The organism is Sorangium aterium (assembly GCF_028368935.1).
Lineage (GTDB): Bacteria > Myxococcota_A > Polyangia > Polyangiales > Polyangiaceae > Sorangium > Sorangium atrum.
On the sequence record NZ_JAQNDK010000007.1, the window covers coordinates 106,734 to 123,900 of the forward strand.

Annotated in this window: 13 protein-coding genes and 3 pseudogenes; 8 read left to right on the forward strand and 8 right to left on the reverse strand. The window is 67.1% G+C overall.

Translation table 11 applies throughout. The features are described 5' to 3' along the window. Positions 1-250: 250 nt before the first annotated feature. Positions 251-868 (reverse strand): annotated as a pseudogene (locus POL72_RS51490) (tyrosine-type recombinase/integrase); the annotation flags it as partial. 63 nt (positions 869-931) lie between these two features. Between POL72_RS51490 and POL72_RS51495 the strand changes: the two are divergent. Then, the gene (locus tag POL72_RS51495) at positions 932-1,327 is read left to right on the forward strand and encodes a hypothetical protein (protein WP_272103985.1); all 396 of its coding nucleotides are present in this window, start codon (positions 932-934) and stop codon (positions 1,325-1,327) included. Between the two features lie 314 nt (positions 1,328-1,641). Here the strand turns inward: POL72_RS51495 and POL72_RS48260 are convergent, their stop codons facing one another. Together POL72_RS48260 and POL72_RS48265 are read right to left on the reverse strand one after the other, a co-directional pair. Further along, on the reverse strand, positions 1,642-2,169 hold the full coding sequence (locus POL72_RS48260; protein ID WP_272103986.1) for a hypothetical protein: 528 nt from the start codon (positions 2,167-2,169) through the stop codon (positions 1,642-1,644). 520 nt (positions 2,170-2,689) lie between these two features. Then, a complete protein-coding gene (locus tag POL72_RS48265) occupies positions 2,690-3,097 on the reverse strand; it encodes a hypothetical protein (protein ID WP_272103988.1) in 408 nt (135 codons plus the stop codon). A 1,484-nt stretch (positions 3,098-4,581) separates the two neighbouring features. On the opposite strand from POL72_RS48265, the gene POL72_RS48270 reads away from it, so the two are divergent. From POL72_RS48270 to POL72_RS48285, 5 genes are all read left to right on the forward strand, one after another. After that, a complete protein-coding gene (locus POL72_RS48270) occupies positions 4,582-4,818 on the forward strand; it encodes a hypothetical protein (RefSeq protein ID WP_272103989.1) in 237 nt (78 codons plus the stop codon). Positions 4,819-4,821: 3 nt separating this feature from the next. Continuing rightward, positions 4,822-8,388: an AAA family ATPase gene (locus tag POL72_RS48275; protein ID WP_272103991.1), complete on the forward strand. Its 3,567-nt coding sequence runs from the start codon at positions 4,822-4,824 to the stop codon at positions 8,386-8,388. 4 nt (positions 8,389-8,392) lie between these two features. Then, complete coding sequence (locus POL72_RS48280; protein ID WP_272103993.1) at positions 8,393-9,202, forward strand: HNH endonuclease family protein; 810 nt, start codon at positions 8,393-8,395, stop codon at positions 9,200-9,202. A 115-nt stretch (positions 9,203-9,317) separates the two neighbouring features. Further along, the gene (locus tag POL72_RS52120; RefSeq protein ID WP_373372337.1) at positions 9,318-9,515 is read left to right on the forward strand and encodes a 4-fold beta flower protein; all 198 of its coding nucleotides are present in this window, start codon (positions 9,318-9,320) and stop codon (positions 9,513-9,515) included. Between the two features lie 59 nt (positions 9,516-9,574). After that, positions 9,575-10,327: a hypothetical protein gene (locus POL72_RS48285; protein WP_272103994.1), complete on the forward strand. Its 753-nt coding sequence runs from the start codon at positions 9,575-9,577 to the stop codon at positions 10,325-10,327. 6 nt (positions 10,328-10,333) lie between these two features. Here the strand turns inward: POL72_RS48285 and POL72_RS48290 are convergent, their stop codons facing one another. Continuing rightward, the gene (locus POL72_RS48290; protein ID WP_272103995.1) at positions 10,334-10,540 is read right to left on the reverse strand and encodes a hypothetical protein; all 207 of its coding nucleotides are present in this window, start codon (positions 10,538-10,540) and stop codon (positions 10,334-10,336) included. 658 nt (positions 10,541-11,198) lie between these two features. On the opposite strand from POL72_RS48290, the gene istA reads away from it, so the two are divergent. Then, complete coding sequence (gene istA, locus POL72_RS48295; RefSeq protein ID WP_272103997.1) at positions 11,199-12,686, forward strand: IS21 family transposase; 1,488 nt, start codon at positions 11,199-11,201, stop codon at positions 12,684-12,686. Next, positions 12,683-13,306: pseudogene (locus POL72_RS48300) on the forward strand (ATP-binding protein). Before istA ends, POL72_RS48300 begins: the two are co-directional and overlap by 4 nt. A 166-nt stretch (positions 13,307-13,472) precedes the next feature. Here POL72_RS48300 and tnpC read toward each other — a convergent pair. From tnpC to POL72_RS48320, 4 genes and pseudogenes are all read right to left on the reverse strand, one after another. Then, positions 13,473-14,549: pseudogene (tnpC, locus tag POL72_RS48305) on the reverse strand (IS66 family transposase); the annotation flags it as partial. 76 nt (positions 14,550-14,625) lie between these two features. Then, positions 14,626-14,883, reverse strand: coding sequence for a hypothetical protein (locus tag POL72_RS48310; protein ID WP_272097398.1), 258 nt, complete (start codon positions 14,881-14,883; stop codon positions 14,626-14,628). Next, on the reverse strand, positions 14,880-15,695 hold the full coding sequence (locus POL72_RS48315) for an ExeA family protein (RefSeq protein WP_272097399.1): 816 nt from the start codon (positions 15,693-15,695) through the stop codon (positions 14,880-14,882). The genes POL72_RS48310 and POL72_RS48315 overlap by 4 nt, the downstream gene beginning before the upstream one ends. Continuing rightward, the gene (locus tag POL72_RS48320; RefSeq protein ID WP_272097400.1) at positions 15,692-17,041 is read right to left on the reverse strand and encodes a DDE-type integrase/transposase/recombinase; all 1,350 of its coding nucleotides are present in this window, start codon (positions 17,039-17,041) and stop codon (positions 15,692-15,694) included. The genes POL72_RS48315 and POL72_RS48320 overlap by 4 nt, the downstream gene beginning before the upstream one ends. Positions 17,042-17,167: the final 126 nt, after the last annotated feature.

The window sequence follows — 17,167 nt, forward strand, 5'->3', positions numbered from 1 at the left end:
GGACGTCGCCCGGGGGCGCCGTCTGACCGGGCGGCGCGCCGGAGGCGGAAGCTTCGGCGCTCGCCGAGCCCGTGTCTGCTCCAGCGGACGCGGGTTGGCCTCCCCCTACCGAGCCGCCCTTTCCTCTCAGCTCGGGGATGGCCTCATCCAGAGGGGCAAAGTCGCCCAGTCCAAGCTCGGCGATCTTGCGCGCGGCGCGCTTGTAGTGGTGGATCTGGCCGCTCGACTTGTGTCCGGTTCGGTCGGAGATCCACGTCTCCGTGCGACCATTCGCGAGCTTGATGGTAATGAAGGTCGCTCGAGTGTCGTGCAATCGGATGTTCAGTCTCGACTCCGTGGTCTCGAACAGCTCGGGTCGATCGACTCCCGCGCGTTGGAGGTGATCTCTGAAGCGTTCCGCCCCGTGACAACCCGGCAAGGGGTCCCCCTTTGGCCCGACGAAGACACGCCGATTGTCCGGCCAGAGCTCGCGATAAGCGCGAAGCGCGCGCACCACATCAGGCGATAGTGCCCAGGCGCGGGGGTCATCGGTCTTGTTCTCATCGAGAACAACGGCTCCCCGGTCAAGGTCGACGTCCGACCATTCGAGAGTTCCGGCCTCGTCGGCTCGCATGCCCTCGCGCGTGAGGAAGCCATAGTAGACCCGGAAGCACAGCGGGACCATCTGACTCCTCATGAGGCGTTGATCCTCGTCAGGGTACAAGTAGCCCTTTGCCTTATTATTTTCTATCTTCGGAATCCACCCGCGCGGCAGCGGGTTGTGCGCAATGATGCGCGCCGGATAGGCAGCCAGTGACAATAGCCGATGGATGACGATCGCAATATTCCGGCGCGATCCGGGCTCCAGGTGCGCCGGCAGCCGTGACATCGCGTGGTCGGCATGGTCGAGTGTGAAGCGCACGAGGGGAACGGGGCCTAGCACGTCGAGCACGTGACCCAGCCTCTGCTCATATTTATCGGCTGTCCGAATCGCCTTCACATGGTCCGGATACTGATCGGCAAGCTTTCCAGAAAGAACCCGCTCAGCGAACTCGGCGAAGGTGGTTTCCCCGGAGGCACGGGCGCGCGCTTCGCCCCTGCACAGGTGGTTGATCGCGAGCCGGACGTCACGGAGCGCGCTGCCCTCGCGCGCGGCAGCCTGCTCCAGCAGCGGCAGGCCGAGCACGATCTGTCCGGCAGCGAGCAGGTGCCTGCTGAGATCGGCCAACACTTCCAGCCGCGCGTTGGCGTCGTGCTCGGTCCGGCACGTCGGCAGGCTGAACGTGCGTCGCCCCGCCTCGCCGAGGCTCAGACGCGCGGTCCACGTGTTCCTGCGCAACCGGACTGACCCGGAGCCGTTGGCGCGCTTGTCGCCTGCCGCTGATGGCGCGGTGCCCTGCGGGCGCTCTGGAGAGCTCGACGCTCCCGGTAAGCTCGCACCGGGCGCAGCTCCCGCCTCCGGCGGCGAGGGGCGCCCGCCAGGGCGGCTCGCCCGTGCGCGGCGCTCGGTCGATCCGGCTGAAGGAACGGACGAAGTAGCGACTGCCGGCGAGCGCTTGGCGCGCGCCCGCCGCTGCGGTACGTCGGTCATGGGTCGGTCTCCGGGAAAGCGGGGGTCGATCAAGGGCCCGTCCGGCGTTGGTAGCGCCGAGCGGGCCCGCTCTACTTCAGCGCCAGCCTAGCACGCCTCGCATCTGCGTGACGGGAGCTCGCTCGGCCGGTAGGCGGCTGCGGAACAGGTTCGAGCCCGGCAGAGGCCAGCACGGCGGCAACCCGAGTGTTCTCATCGGCCTCGGCGGTGCGACGCGACGCCGGCTTACTGGCCAGCGCCGTCAGGTACGCAACGAACGACTCGCGCTGGACCAAGCGCAACTTGCCGAGTTTGGTGATCAGCAGGGGAAAGCCCGGCGCGCGGATCGTGTCGAGGAAGACGCGCGCCGGGATGCCGGTGACCGCCTCGACGTTCTTCTGCGAGAGCATCTCCGGCTGCGGCACCGTGATCGTGAGCCCGTCCAGCGGGATCGTGAGCGTCGCGGTTGCCGTCGCCATCGCTGGCTGGTCGCTCACCTTCGGGCTGGACCATCCGCCGGCGGGAGTCTCCAGGCTCTTTCTGTCGATGGCGCGCGTGCCGTTACCAGCCTGACGAAGAGCAAGCGGTGCCGATACACGCGCGAGAGCCGCTCGTGTCATGCCATACCTCCATCTGTGTTGGGTTCGTGCGCGACCGAGACCGCCGCTTCTGGAAGGAGCACGAAACGGTAATTCCGTGTCACCGGTAATTCGACACGAGTTGCTTGGAGACCTGCCTGGGGAAAACACCCTGTCGCATCGCGGGGTTGGGTGTTCTGGAAAGCCCTGCCGAGGGGCCGAAATGGGGGGTGCGAAGGACTCGATTTGGTAATTCGCGCGCTCTGGCGACGCCGCGCGTGGAGGCGACGTAGAGCCACCCATCGGGCCTTGTCCACCCCGGGCGAGCGCGACGCCGTCGCAGAGATCGAGGCGGACGTCGGCGAACGTTGCGCCGTCGGCCTCGTCCATCGGGCCGAGCGCGGCGCCGTACCGGCGCCGTGGCAGCACTCCTTGACGCACCTGGAGCTGCACGACGTCGCCCATGCGCCAGCGTCGCCTGCTCCCTGAATTGGGATCGGCGAGCGGGCGCGGTAGGCACGCACGGGAGAGGTACGCGGCGAAAGTCCAACGCGACGCCGTTTCATGTGCTCGACTCGCGCGCTTCCCGCCGGGCAGCGCTGCACCGCAGACCAGCATGCCGATCGCTCGGACGTGGGCTTGAGACCGCGGGCGTCCCGCGCTCCGCCGCCTCCCACGCGGCTCGCAGGCTGCTTTCAAGTTTTCCTCCCCCCTCCATCGGCGGTCCCATTCGCTTCAGCGCCTCCAGGCGCACAGCCTCCAGCCTCGACCGGCGCGGCGCCGTCGCCCGGCGCTTCTCCACGAGCTCACCGAGCACCTGCGCCGCGCGCTCCCACTGCTCCGCCGCCCCCGGCGCGTGCGCGATCCTTCGCACGGCGTTCCAGGGCGCTTCAAGCTGATCACACAGGTTGCCGATCTCGGGGTGCAGCCGTGCGATCGCGCGCAGGTGGCACCGGGTCTGCTTGTTCATCTGGAAACACTCTTCCAGGACGTGGCTCGGCGCGCGGACCACTCCGCACGCGAGCTCGTACCAGCGCCGCGAGCTCATGCGTCTACAAAAGCACCGAACCAGAAACCTGCCAGAGCGAAGCCTTCATTTTCCGTTCAACTTTAAAGAGCGTTAAAGCACAGTACAAGAGTCGGCTCCTGGCGAGGGCGACGGCATTAAAGTCTTATGTAGCGTGCGACCAAGAGGACGCCGGTTCTCACGTGGCACCGTGACCTGACTGGCGTTCGCAGGGGCCCGAACACGTGACCTCGGTGTGCGGGGTGACCCCTCCCGGCGATCCCACGGCCCGGCCGTCGAGCGGGGCCAGCTCGCTCGGCGTCGCGGCCGCGAGCCGCGCCGGCGTCCACCTGGGCGAGCTCCGCCTTGCGCCAGCCTCCCGCCTGGACGAGCTCCGCGGCCCCTTGCGCCGAGTTCGCGCCCCGCGGCATGCTCGGCTCCATGCCCAGGCCGCCCCGGCGTCCGCCTGGACGAGCTTGCGCCGCGCCCTTCGGGCCGCCCCGCGGTCGTGCCCGCCGCGCGCCGCCCTTGCATACGTATGCGACAAAACGGAGGTCGGCGGCTCGCCGGAGCCCCTCAGCCGACTCCGCGCAAAATTACCAAATCGGACCCCCTTCGCGCCCCCCAAATCGGCCCCTCGGCAGCTCCCCCGAAGCGGTCTAACTGCGCGTCACCAGAGCGGTTTCCACACCTGACCAGATCCCGGTAACTCGCGACGAGATACCGGGTCGTCAGAATTACCATTTCGAGCCTCCTCACGGGCTCTCGTTCAGGCTCTGGTCGGCCGGACGATTCGGTGCCGCTTCCGGCGGTGCCCTCGACGCCCACGTATGAGGCAGCGCCGGCGACCCCTCCCCGACCTGAAGCTGCCCCGGCTACGCCTCCGGCGAGCAACCCGCGCCAGGTGCTCGTCGCGCCCCCCACGCATACCATCGCCGCCACCCATGCGGCGGGCGACCTCGCGACCGCGCAGATCGCTGCGTGCACTGTCTCGGAGCTCCTCAGCGCCACGCAGGTGCCCGCACTCGTCGCGCCCGTTGTAGACCTCGCTAGTCTCGACTCGGGCACTTTTTGTTCGGGCACTTTTTGTCGGCCGGGCGTTGCGGAACAGCCTGGATCTGAAGGCCCTGCGCACTTTCACGCGGGTCGCCGGAGACGCCGCGGCCCCCCGAAACCCTGCGGATGCATGGGAAGCCCTGCAAAACAAGGGCGGGCGCGATGCACGAAAAGTGCCCAAGTCGAGACTAGGGCGCCGGCGCCGACACGAGACGCATCGGCCTCGTGAGCCAGCGACAGCGACTTCGCCGTCTTCGTGTGGCTCACGGGGGTTGCTCTCCGCCGCTGTCTGACGCCTGGCCCCAACAGCCTGCGTGGTCGTCCATCGGCTTGGTCAGGGCCGAGGATGGGCCTCCGTGCCGCTCTCGCTCTGTTGTATAACGTCGGCCCCCGTGACCCACCGCCTTCTCAAGCACAAGCCCGGCCCCCTTGCCGGGGAGACCGGCCCCTCCGCCACCCTGGACGGGGCGGTCTTCCTCGCCGAGGCGCAGAGGGTGTGCGCCGCACTCGCGGAGGATCTGCGTGTGCGCACGGACGGCTCCCCGGGCGTCACGCGACGCCTGTGGGTACGCTCGAACGACGAGGCGGGGCGGAGGACGAAGGCAGCGGAGAGCGAGGGGGAGGCGTAGAGGATGGTGAGGTTCGATGTTCTAGTGTGCACGGCGGCACTCGACGAACTGGAGGCGGTCCTCCGGGTGTTCGACGAGCCCCCGGAGACCTGGGAGGAGGCGCGGCTCCCGAACGGTTTTCGCTACCACCACTGCGCGATGAGGCGCCCCGCTGGAGAGCCGGTGCGGGTCGCCGCCGCGTGGGTTGGCTCCGACGGCGCCCAGCAATCCTCGGCCCGCTTGCAAGTTCTGATCGAGCACACGAGGCCGCGCGCGCTGGCGATCTGCGGGATCTGCGCCGGTCACCGCGGCGCCGTCGCGCTCGGCGATGTCATCGTGGCCGATCGTGTTTACCGCTACGACCCCAGCGCCCCAGACGAGGGCCACTCGCTGGATTCGTACGCACTGCCTGCCAATTGGGCGATGGACGCGCGGTATGTCGCCCGCCGGTTCGACGCCGAGGGCCGGTGGTCGCGGCGCCGGCCTCAAACCCAGGCGAGCCAGCGTAGATGGCTCGCGCGCGCTCTCCACGCACACGAGAGCGAAGGCGGTCCGGCCCCGGCGGCCCATCCCGACCGCAAGCTCTCGTGCCCCGACTGGCTGGAGGTCATCCGGTGGCTGGAGCAGAACGGTGACATCGAGAAGCACGCCGGAGCGCTGGCGCTCACCGACCGCGGCCGGGCCACTCTGCTCGAGGAGCAGACGCTCTACCCGGACGGCCACCCCGGCGAGCCACCCCTGCGCGTGCATTTCGGCGTGCTGGCGACAGTCTCTTCGTACCGCGCCGGCTCTGACATCTTCGACCGCCTGCGCGCCATCGATCGCAAGACGCTCGGTCTCGACGTGGAAGCCGCCGCATTCTGTGATGTGGCCCATCGGCTCGACGTGCCCATCATGGTGGCGAAGGCCGTCGGCGACTTCGCCGACTTCAAGAGCGAACCGAGGTTCCACTCCTTCGCCGCGGCTGTATCAGCAGAGTTCGCGCTTGATTACATGCTCCAGGCTCCTTTGCCCGAGGCCGCACAACCGAAGCCGACGACAGTCTCCGACCCACTCGCCGACGTATGGTCGCACCTCGATGGACGCTCGCGGAATGTTCTGGCAGCGCTCGCGGCGAGCGCGGGGGCAACCACGATCAGCACCGTTGCGTGGATCGCGCGCCTCGACGAGAGCGTTGCTGAAAGCGTCGTGCTCACAGCTGCCACCAAGATTGCGCAGGTACAGCTGGCACCCACGAACGCACGCTCCGTGCGCTTACTCGATCCCTGGCGAGATTTCGTGCGTCGCCAGCCAGAGGGACAGCAGGCGCTGAAGCAACACGCGGAGTATGTCGAGGCAGCGCTGCAAAAGTACGCTGACCCGATCCAGTGGCGTGAGCTGGAGCAGGACGTACCGGAGGTGCTGGCTGCCGTCGACAACGCAAGGGCCGCAGGTGATAATTGGGGGGCCTACCGGCTGTTCATGAGGGTCTTCGATCATCAGTATCGGCGCGGCCGGTACAGGGACACCGTGGACGGCATCACGCAGTTGCTCGCGCACCTCCCGCCCGAGAGCGAGGAGGCTATCGAGGCGCAGAACGGCATCTCGCGCGGGCTCCTCGTGCTCGGCGAAGCGGAGAACGCCGGCGCCGCGTCCCGTCGCGCCTTAGCGCTCGCCGTAGCGCGAGGCAACCGAAACCTCCAGAGTCAGTCGCTGTTGTACCTCGCTCGCTACCACTACGCTTGCGGCGAGTTCGATGTCGCCGCCAGGTACCACGAGGAAGGGCTCAAGCTCGTGGAAGAGCCACATGGCACATGGCTACGCGCCAAGCACCTCGGCGAGCTGGCGATGTGCGAGCTACGGCGAGACGACATTTCTGGCGCACGGGAGCGCGTCGAGCGCGCGCTCGATGATGTGCAACTTCGCGCTCCCGATGATCTCCCCGGGCGCGCGTCGCTCCTCGCCAACCTCGGTATGTGCTTGCTCAAGACCGGGAATCCCTCCGGCGCTCTCGAGCGACTGCAAGATGCGCTGAGCCTCGAGGAGCGCCTCGGGCGCATCGCCGGGCAGGCCGCGGTGCTGCGCGCGATGGGGAGCTGCGATGTCCCCTTCGACCAGACCCAGCGTGGTATCGAGCGCATCGAGCGTGCCCTGGTCCTTCACGAGCAGATTGGGGCCCTCCCGGCCCAGGTTCTAGACTTGATGCAACTCGGCGAGTGTCATGCAGCACTCGACGACATGCGACAGGCCTGCGACTCCTGGCAGCGCTCGATCGACTGTGCGCGCCGCATTTCGCTCCCCGACGCGCACCCCGATGTCCTCGCTGTGACGAGCATGCTCACGGGCACGGGTACGTACGTCACGCGCGCAACGATCCAGGGCGTGCGCTCGATCGATGCGCTCACGTGGGAGATTCCCGTTACCGCAGGCCCGGGCTGGCATGTGCTGATCGGCGACAACGGCGCTGGCAAAAGCTCGTTCCTGCGATCCCTCGCCCTCGCCCTGGTGAGCGAGACCGAGGCCCACGCCCTTCGCCAAGACTGGAATGAGTGGCTTTGTCGAGGCAGCGCCGAGGGCTCGGTGTACATCGCCCTGTCCCGGAACTTTCCAGATCCCGGCCGCGCCTCTGTCACCTTCGACGTCGCCCTCAAGCTTTCTCGCCACGCCGACCAGGTCAAGCTGGAGGATACCTCCCCCAACGATCTCGGTCGCCGCCTCCGCGACGGCACCTCCCCCGGCCTGTTCAGCGCCGCCTACGGCCCCTTCCGCCGTTTCTCCGGCGGCGATTCCGATTACGAGAAGCTCTTCGCCTCGCTCCCCCGCCTGGCTCGCCACCTCTCACTCTTCGACGAGCGCCCCGCGCTCACCGAAAGCATCGCCTGGCTCAAGCTGCTCGACCACAAACAGCTTGAGAAGAACCCCGAGGGGGACATCCTCGATTCTCTCAAGGCCTTCATCAACCAGCCCGACTTCCTCCCCCACGGCACCAAGCTTACCAAGGTCTCGTCCACCGCGGTCACCTTTACCGACGGCAATGGCTATACGGTCGGCATCGAACAGCTCAGCGATGGGCACCGCTCGATCCTGAGCCTGACGCTGGAGCTGCTGCGACAGCTCACGGTGACCTACGGCGCCCAGCAGATCTTCTATCCCGGCGATCCGACGAGGGTGCGCGCGCCCGGCGTCGTGCTCATCGACGAGGTGGACGTGCACCTGCACCCGACCTGGCAACGCGCGGTCGGAATCTGGTTCACGAAGCACTTCCCGAGGATCCAGTTCATCGTCACGAGCCACAGCCCGCTCGTGTGTCAAGCTGCCGAGGTAGGGACGGTGTTCCTCCTTCCGAAGCCGGGCACCACCGGCGGCCGGATGCTCCAGGGAACCGAGCTTGATCGGCTGCGCTACGGCAATGTGCTCGACGCCTACGGCACGGGCGTCTTCGGGCAGGGCGTGACACGCTCCGACAGCGCCAAGCAGATGCTCGAACGACTCGCCGAGCTGAACGACGCCGAGTTGGAGCGCGACCTTACGGCCGAGGAGTTCGACGAGCAGGCGCGCCTGCGCGCGACGTTCCCAACCACCGCGCACGTCCGCTCCAGGGGGGAGCGTTAAGGCGATGCTCCACGTCCCGCCCGTGACCCTGCCCACTACCCCTGCAGCCGCGCTACTGAGCCTGCAAGCGGATATCGACGCACTGCCGACCTTCGCCGAACGCGTGGCGGCCGCCAAGACCCGCTTCTCCTCGAAGAACAGGAAGGGCGACACTACCTTCGACGCGATCAAGGAGGTGCTGACCGCGATGTGCGCCGGCCGCTGCCGCTGTATGTACTGCGAGGACTCTGCCGCTGACGAGGTGGAGCACTTCCGCCCGAAGGATCTCTACCCGGAGGTCGTCTTCGCCTGGATCAACTATCTCTACGCCTGCGGCCCCTGCAACGGACCGAAGAACAACAGGTTCCAGGTGCTCTCCGCGAAGTCCAGGACCATCGTTGACGTGACCCGTCCCCTCAAGGCGCCCGTGACTGAGCCCGAGCCGGGCGATCCGGTGCTGATCGATCCTCGCCGCGAGGATCCGCTCACGCTCATGCGCCTCGACATCCGCGGGACCTTCCTCTTCCGCCCCATCCCCTCGAAGGGAACGCACGAGTATGAGCGCGCGAACTACACCATCAACATCCTCCACCTGAACGAGCGCGACCACCTCCCTGGCGCCCGCAAGGACGCCTACGAGGCCTACTGCGCGCTGCTCCACCGCTACGTGCTGAAGAAGAAGGCATCCGCCTCTGCCGAGTACCTCGCCCGTACGGAGAGCGCGCTCCGGCGGACGCACCACCCGACGGTATGGGCCGAGATGAAGCGGCAGCGGGACGAGATCCCGGAGCTGCGGGCGCTGTTTAGGGAGGCGCCGGAGGCGATGCAGTGGTGAGGACCTCGACGGATCCATGGGCGTGCGGCCTGCCCGAGCGCGAAGGAAGTCCAATGCTTCGGCGACGTCAATCCCCAGCTGCGGAATTTGTCCTGGATTGACAGAACATTCGTCTATGCGACCCGACCCTCCTGAAAGAGACAGCGCTATAACATCGTCGGGCGGTCCGTTCCGTCCTGTCGGCCAAGTCCGACAAGTTCGCGGGATCCGAGGTGTTCGCCCGATTCGTGGTCTTAGACATGGTGGGCCAGTGCTTCCTGCGACAAGTTTGAGGTGGTCGGCACTAACTCGCGAAGAGTTCTTTGCGCCGTGAGTGCAAGGCCGAACAGCGAGTCAGGTAAGGGGCGAGCATGGTCACGAGCGCGACGACCCATGACGGAGCTTGACTGCACCAGCATCGACACGGCTTTGCCTTCGGTTGCTGGCCTCATGCGAATGTCCACTATGACATTGGCTCAGAAACTTCTCTCGTACTCTCCACGAGAGTACGAGGACGACTGCAATAGTTCAGACAGCGATTCGCTTGACGTTCTTTGGTGGCGAATCTTCCGATGCCTCCAGAAGCCCGTTCCCGAGTCCATCATGTGGTTTCATGCGACCCGTGTCCGTCCCGGAACGTCATTCGCCGACGGCATCCGCCCGCTAAACGAGCGTCTTGGCGACCTGGAAGAAATTGTGAAACAATGTGCCAAAGATCTCGGGCTCAATATTGGCGGTCACGCACCAGATGAGTATTGGACTCATTCGGGAGGTATTCAATTTTCCTTAAAGACATCCGACCGTATGCACTGGGGACCGTACGCCTTTCTCATGCGGGAGGTGATACTGCCTGGGACTAGCGATGTGCATGATTATCTAAGTGCACCGGAGATCGTTGAGGATATCGCTCGGCGTGACTACGGCCCAAGCTGGCAGAAGGTGCTCGATAGATTTCGCAGCATGACCGTCCCCTGTATCGTCCATTTTCGTGACTGGAAGCGTCGCGATGATGCTGCAGCTTTCGCTCTGCGATACTGCCATAAGCGAATCCACGAACGAGATAACGATGCCATTTTGCATACGTGCTACGACGCCGCGGGAGTTCCAGTTTCGCCAAGTGCTATCGTTCGTGTCGAGTACTTGTGAGAAGAACTAGTGCTCTGACACGATTCTGTTGAACCAGTCGGATCCGAAAATCCGCTCGGCGTCGCGGACGGTGAAGGTCCAGTCGATCTTGCGACGAGCCTGGTCCGCGGCTGTATTCCACTGCCGGACGCGGCTGCGTAGCTCGGTGTCGGTGATCATCGCGTCCCGCGTCCGACCGGTGAAGATCGCGGCCCCATGATCGGCAGCGTTCACCGTTCACCGCCGGCACCCACGCCGATCTGGGCCGCGCTCGCCTCCGCGGCGTAGACGTTACGCCCGCCGAAAAGTCGAAGGCCCGAGGGCTGCCACCCTCGGGCCTTCTGGAGCTCCGCGTTGCCGGAGTGCCCCACCTTCATCACAAGCCGGGCTCCAGGTCCAGAAAGCGGCGTCATGGAGCCCGTTGCCTTCATCCGTCTATCGCCTCGCCCACTGCGCCCGCTGCCGCATCCAGCTTCGCCTCTGCCGTCGCTGCGATCGCGGCCAGCGCCTCTGCCCCGACTGCGGCCCGCTCCGGCGTCGTGAGTCGCTCCGCCGCGCCGGCGTGGCCTACCAGACCCGGCCTCGCGCTCGCCGCCTCCATGCCGCTCGCCAGGCCCGGTATCGGGACCGGCAGCGGGACAAGTTCTCCGCGCAGAAAGTGACGCATCACGGGGTGACACAAGCCGCGGTCGCGTCGATGTCTCAGCTCGCGCCGGAGATCACCCCCGGCCGAAAGGACAACGATGACGATTGGAGCCGAGATGTCGGCCGCTGCTCGCTCTGCGGAGCGCGGCTTCCGCCCTGGGCCCTGCGCGAGCGGCGCGCTCGGTCAGCTGTTCACCGACGCGCTCCCCGCGTCCCACGAAGCCCTCCGCGGTGACGGGAGGCGGCGGTGATCGCGAAAGAGAAGGAGGCCGAGGTTCTGCGCCTCTACCGCGGCGAGAAGTGGCCCGTGGGCACCATTGCCGCCCAGCTCGGGCTGCACCACACCACCGTGCAGCGCGTGCTCGGGCAAGCGGGCGTCGATCCGAAGGTCGTCCCGCCGCGCCCGTCGATGGTCGACCCGTTCGTGCCTTTCATCGTCGAGCAGCTCGGCAAGTATCCCTCGCTGCGCTCCAGTCGCCTCTTCGGCATGCTCAAGGAGCGGGGCTATCCGGGCGGTCCCGATCATCTGCGCCGGGTGATCGGCCGTCTTCGCCCCAAGAAGCCCGCAGAGGCATTCCAGCGGCTGCGCACGCTGCCCGGCGAGCAAGCGCAGGTCGACTGGGCGCACTTCGGCAAGCTGGCCGTCGGCCGGGCGCTGCGCCCGCTCTGGGCCTTCGTCATGGTGCTCAGCTACTCGCGGCGGATCTTCCTGCGCTTCTTCCCGAGCGCGGCGATGCCCTTCTTCGTGCGCGGGCACGTCGAGGCGTTCGCCGACATCGACGGTGTCCCGCGCGTGCTGCTCTACGACAACCTCAAGAGCGCTGTCGTGGAGCGTCACGGCGACGCGATCCGGTTCCACCCCATGCTCCTGGCTCTGTCGGCGCATTACCGCTTCGAGCCGCGCCCTGTCGCCGTCGCCCGCGGCAACGAGAAGGGCCGTGTCGAGCGCGCCATCCGCTACGTCCGCGAGGCGTTCTTCGAGGCCCGGACCTACGCCGATCTCGACGACCTCAACCGACAAGCGACCGAGTGGACCAGCTCCGCAGCGCTCGATCGCTCCTGGGTCGAGGACCGCGCCCGCACCGTGCGTCAGGCCTTCGACGACGAGCGCAGTGTGCTGCTCGGGCCCCCCGACACGCCGTTTCCAGCCCACGAGCGCGTCGAGGTCCAGGTCGGAAAGACCCCCTACGCGCGTTTCGATCTCAACGACTACTCGGTTCCCCACGACCGGACGAGCCGCACGCTGGTCGTCCTCGCCGACCTCGCGCAGCTGCGCATCGCCGACGGCAACGAGATTGTCGCGACCCATGTCCGCTCGTGGGACCGCGGCCAGCAGATCGAGCAGCCCGTGCACATCGAGCGCCTGGTCGACGAGAAGCGCCGCGCCCGCGAGCATCGCGGCCTCGATCGCCTCGCCCGCGCCGCCCGCAGCAGCCAGGCATTCCTGCGCATCCTCGCCGAGCGCGGAGACAACGTCGGCAGCGCCATCGCCCGGCTTCTACACCTGCTCGACGCCGTCGGCGCCGCCGAGCTCGAAGAGGCGCTCGTCGAGGTGATCGAGCGCGACACCATCCACGTTGGCGCCGTGCGCCAGGTGATCGACCGCCGCCGCTCCGAGCGCCACCTGCCGCCTCCGGTCTCGATCCCCGTCACGCGCGGCCAGCACGCCGCCCTCGTCGTCACGCCGCATTCGCTCGCCACTTACGAGGCCCTGAAGAAAGACCCGACGCCATGACCGATCTAACGCCCACCGAGACGAAGGCCCGCCTGAAGGGCCTCGGCCTGTTTGGTCTGCTCGCGTGCTGGGAGGAGCTCGCCGACAAGCCCTGGCTTCGCGAGGTGCTCGCCATCGAGGAGCGCGAGCGCCACAAGCGCAGCCTCGAACGCCGCATCAAAAACTCCCGCGTAGCCGCCTTCAAGCCCATGGCCGACTTCGACTGGTCCTGGCCCAAGAAAATCGACCGCGGGGCCGTCGACGACCTCTTCGCTCCCGGCTTCATCACCGCCGGCCACAACGCCGTGCTCGTCGGCCCCAACGGCGTCGGCAAGACCATGATCTTGAAGAACGTCGCCCACCAGGCCGTCGTCCGCGGCCACACGGTCCGCTTCTCGACCGCGAGCGACATGCTTGCCGACCTCGCCGCGTAGGAGTCCTCGGCCGCGCTCGCGCGCCGGCTGCACCGCTACACGGTTCCCGCCCTTCTTTGCATCGATGAAGTCGACTATCTCTCCTACGATGGCCGCTACGCCGACCTGCTGTTCGAGGTCGTCACTCGTCGCTACGACGCGCAGAAGCCGATCCTGCTCAGCACGAACAAGGCATTCTCCGACTGGGGCCAGGTCTTCCCGCAGTAAGCGCCCGGCCATCGCCATGGGCACGCCCCCTTGCGGCTCTCGCCGGGGTCGACGATGCTGGGCGCGGGGCGGCGTCGGCCCACGCCTCGGCCCGGGCACAGGCGGTCCTGAAAGACGGCCCGGCGAGGCGGTCTCCGCCTGCGTCGCCGACCGAGGCTTGCGTTGTTCAGGTCGCGTCGGCGTCGCCGGCGACCGGAGCGGCGCGCGGCGATTTCGCCCATGCGTCGGGCAGCAGTTCGTCGAGCCGACCGCGTGGCCAGCCCGCCTGCAACTTGCCGATCACGTCCGTCGCCCAGGCGAGCGGGTTGACTCCGTGCATCCGACACGAGCCGAAGATCGTATAGCCAATGGCCAGGCGCTCAGCCCCCTTGTCCGAGCCCGCAAACAAATAGTTCTTTCTTCCCAGCGCCACACGCCTTAGCTGCCGTTCCACTTCGCCGTTGTCGATCTCGAAGTGGCCATCCGTGAAGCAGCGCCGCCACGTAGCCTCCTGGTTGATGGCGTACTGGGTAGCGATGCAGAGCGGCGTGCCTGGTACGAGCCGAAGGTGCAGCTCGTGAATCCACTGATAGAGCTCGTCCACAACGGGGAGCGACCGCTCCTGCCGGCGCGTCAGGCGCGCCTCCGTGGACAGCGCCTCCTCCTTGCAAGCTGCCTCGATTCGGTAGATGGCCTTGAAGTACGAGAGCGCCACCGCGGCCCGCGTGTCGCCGCCCTTGGCCGCCTTCTCGAACTTGGCGCGGATGTGCATCCCGCAACCGAGCCGACGCTCCTCGGGCACGATCATCTCGCCGTCTTCGCCTCCGCGCAGCATCGCGCCATAGCCCGCGTATCCATCACCCTGCAAGTAGCCGGTGAAGCCCTGCAGCAGCGCGGCTGGATGCTTCGCCTTCCAGTCCGGTGCGTACAGGAACGCCACGAGACCCGCCCCGACGAAGGCCCAGATGTGGCCTCGCTTCACCCCCGCCGGATGATCGCGGTCGAGCACCCGCATCCCCGTGTCGTCGGCGCGCAGGTAGAACGAGCCCAGCACCCGCTCCTCGATCCGCTCAGCCACCGGAGCGAGCACGTCGAGCGCGAAGGCCGACCAGTCGCCCAGGGTCGACGGGGACAGCGACACGCCGAAGCGAGCGTATTGCTGCGACTGCCGATACAGCGGCATCGCGTCCTCGAACTTCTCGACTGTTACCGAGCAGGCTGCTTGATGGCCGGAAGATCCGGCTCCGTGATGGCCATCGTCGACCCGGATCTCCGCTCACCGCGATTGCAGCGAGGCGAGGCACCGGGGTGACTGCGGTGGTCGCAGAGCGCCGGTGCGTTCAGTCGGTGTGGAGGGGGAGGCGGTCATCGCCGTCGAGGACGGCGTGGTAGCGAGCGAGAGCGTGGTCGAGCCGATCGAGGTAGTGGAGCACGACGTCGACGGCGTAGAGGCGAGGGCAAAGCGGATCCGGGTCGCTCGGGTAGGGCGCGGTGAGCGCGTCGCGGGCGAGCGCGAGGGAAACGACGAGGGCGGCGACTGCGCTGCCCTCGACGTCACCGCGCCGCGTGTCCCCCTCGGCCAGGGGGGCGGGGTTCATCCGGGCTCCTCTGCGTCCAGTTGCAGGATGCGGCTGAAGACATCGCGCTCGACGAGCTTGCGCTTCTTGCGCGCAGCGGCTCGAAGAGCGGCCGTGGCGAGTCGGTCGGTGTCGCGCAGGCTGCCGGCGGCCGCCTCGTGCAGCATCGCGATCGCGTCGGTGGTGAAGAGCTCTTTCGCGCAGCCGACTCGGTTGAGACGTACACGCAGATAGTCGGCCGTATCGTCCGGCGTGAGCGGATCGATGGTCAATCGGTAATGGAGGCGCGAATACAGGGAGCGATTGCGGCGCACGCGGAGCCGCTCGCCGAGCTCGGGCAAGCCAAGCAACACGAGCGAAAGCAATGCGCGGCTATCCCAGGCGTAATTAAGGAGTATGTGAAGATGATCGAGTGTATCCTGATGAAGTAGATGGGCCTCATCGAGGACGAAGACCGGAAATACTCGTTCCTTCGCGAGTTCCTCGACGTGCGTGCTGACCGCGTAGAAGACGTCTCCAGCGGTGCTGCAGCGCGCGAGACCGAGCGCCAGACAGAGCTGGCGATAGAAGTCCCGGCGTCCAAGCGTCACGTTGGCGCAGTAGGTCAAGCGAAACGTCTGCGGCGAAAGGGCATGACGGAGCGCGCGGAGGAGACACGTCTTGCCAACGCCTGGGTCACCAGCGAGGAGCACGCTCTTTCTGGCGTGCACCGCTTCGATGAGCATCTCGAGTATCGCCTGCTTGGACGGAGGGAGCCAGAGCTCGCCGTCTTCGACCTCCTTTGAAAATGGCTCTGCGGTGAAGCTGAAGTAGCTACAAAAGTCCATGGTCATTCCTCCTCGCCATCGCGGGGCGTTCGTCCGAGAGCCTTGTCCAGAAGCGTTTTCGGCGGGTCGAAGGGCACCCGCGCCTCGTGCGCGACATCAAGGTTGCAGGCCGGCCGCGGGCGACGGGCGTTCTTCACCGGATCGACCCGGTGCAGGGCGAAGCGTTTGCCCTCGTGTTCGATCCAGGGCGGCTCGTTCGGCGTGACGAGGCACCGCGACACCGTGACGAGGTGGCCGGCGAGGAAGCCGAGATCGGTCTCCCAATCCTCTCCATCCATCGAGAGCGTGCTGTCGCGTCGGACGCGCCGACGGGCCTGGGTCGTGAGCGCGTCGCGGAGCTTCCGCTCGTCGAGGTTGTCGGTGACGTGGGGATACCCCTCGTACACCTGCGCGGGGGATTTGCCGAAGAGCGCCGCGTGCGGTGTGCGGTGGTAGTGCTCGTCGACCCAGGCGTAGAGCCGGACGTTGAGGTCGTGCAGCGAGCCGAGCGCTCCGGTGAAGTCCACGCACCTCTCTCGCAACGTCCTCCAGAAGCGCTCCATCTTGCCGCGCGCGGGGGCGTCGTACGGACGGGCGTGGATCAGGGTAGTGCCGAGTCGCTCACACGCCAGGTGCAAGGTGTGCCCGCGGTAGGTCGAGCCGTTATCCAGGTAGAGGGCGTCGGGAGCGCCATGTTTGCGCAGTGCTCGGATGAAGAGCGCCAGCATGTCGACCTCCCGCTCGGCGCTCATCGCCTCGATCGCGAGGATGTACCGGGAGGCGTCGTCGAGCAGCGCGTGGATCCGCACCGGCGCCACGCTGCCGCCAACGAGGATCGGTGACACATGACACACGTCGCCGTGCCACAGAGCGCCGGGGTGCTCGGCCTGCCAGCGCAACCGCACCTTGCCGCCCGTGCGATCGCGCAGCGCGACGCGATCAAGGCGGTGTTCGGCGTACAGGCGTCGCACCGTGGTGGCGGAGATGGCCTCCTTGTCGATCCGGCCCGCCGCGATCAGCGTGTCGAGGATGAGCGAGACCGAGGCGCTCGGGTGCTCTTCTCGAATGTCGAGCAGCATCTGCCGTTGCTCGGGGGTGAGCTCGCGCGCCCGTCCCTTGTCCTTGCGGGGCTTGGGACGCAAGCCTTCGAGACCTTCGGTCTTGTACGCGTAGTACCAACGCTCGAGCGTGGGGACCGAGTAAGTGCGCGGAGAATGGGCGCGCGGTGGGCGAAACCGCTGTTTGCTCAGGTCGGCGAGCGCTTCGGCGAGCTCTCCCCGGTCGAGCTCGCGGTGCATGAGCGAGCCGATGATCTCACTGCGATAGAGCGCTACCGCTTCCGCGTGGTCCTTCGGCTTGAGGGGGTCTTGCACGTCGTGTCCTTTCCGGACCGGTGACACCGCACCGGCCGCACAGCCATCCAAGCGCAAGGCGCTCCGCCGACCGAGGATCCAGCCGGGTGGAGCCCGACATGAGCCCGAGAAGCGGGCCGCTCGCCA

Excerpts from the sequence above, each read along its gene's own strand:
- POL72_RS48285 (WP_272103994.1), top strand. The coding sequence starts at position 9,575 with ATGACGGAGCTTGACTGCACCAGCATCGACACGGCTTTGCCTTCGGTT.
- POL72_RS48275 (WP_272103991.1), top strand. The coding sequence starts at position 4,822 with ATGGTGAGGTTCGATGTTCTAGTGTGCACGGCGGCACTCGACGAACTG.
- POL72_RS48315 (WP_272097399.1), bottom strand. The coding sequence starts at position 15,695 with ATGACCATGGACTTTTGTAGCTACTTCAGCTTCACCGCAGAGCCATTT.
- POL72_RS48310 (WP_272097398.1), bottom strand. The coding sequence starts at position 14,883 with ATGAACCCCGCCCCCCTGGCCGAGGGGGACACGCGGCGCGGTGACGTC.
- POL72_RS48265 (WP_272103988.1), bottom strand. The coding sequence starts at position 3,097 with ATGAACAAGCAGACCCGGTGCCACCTGCGCGCGATCGCACGGCTGCAC.
- POL72_RS52120 (WP_373372337.1), top strand. The coding sequence starts at position 9,318 with ATGCGACCCGACCCTCCTGAAAGAGACAGCGCTATAACATCGTCGGGC.
- POL72_RS48260 (WP_272103986.1), bottom strand. The coding sequence starts at position 2,169 with ATGACACGAGCGGCTCTCGCGCGTGTATCGGCACCGCTTGCTCTTCGT.
- POL72_RS48280 (WP_272103993.1), top strand. The coding sequence starts at position 8,393 with ATGCTCCACGTCCCGCCCGTGACCCTGCCCACTACCCCTGCAGCCGCG.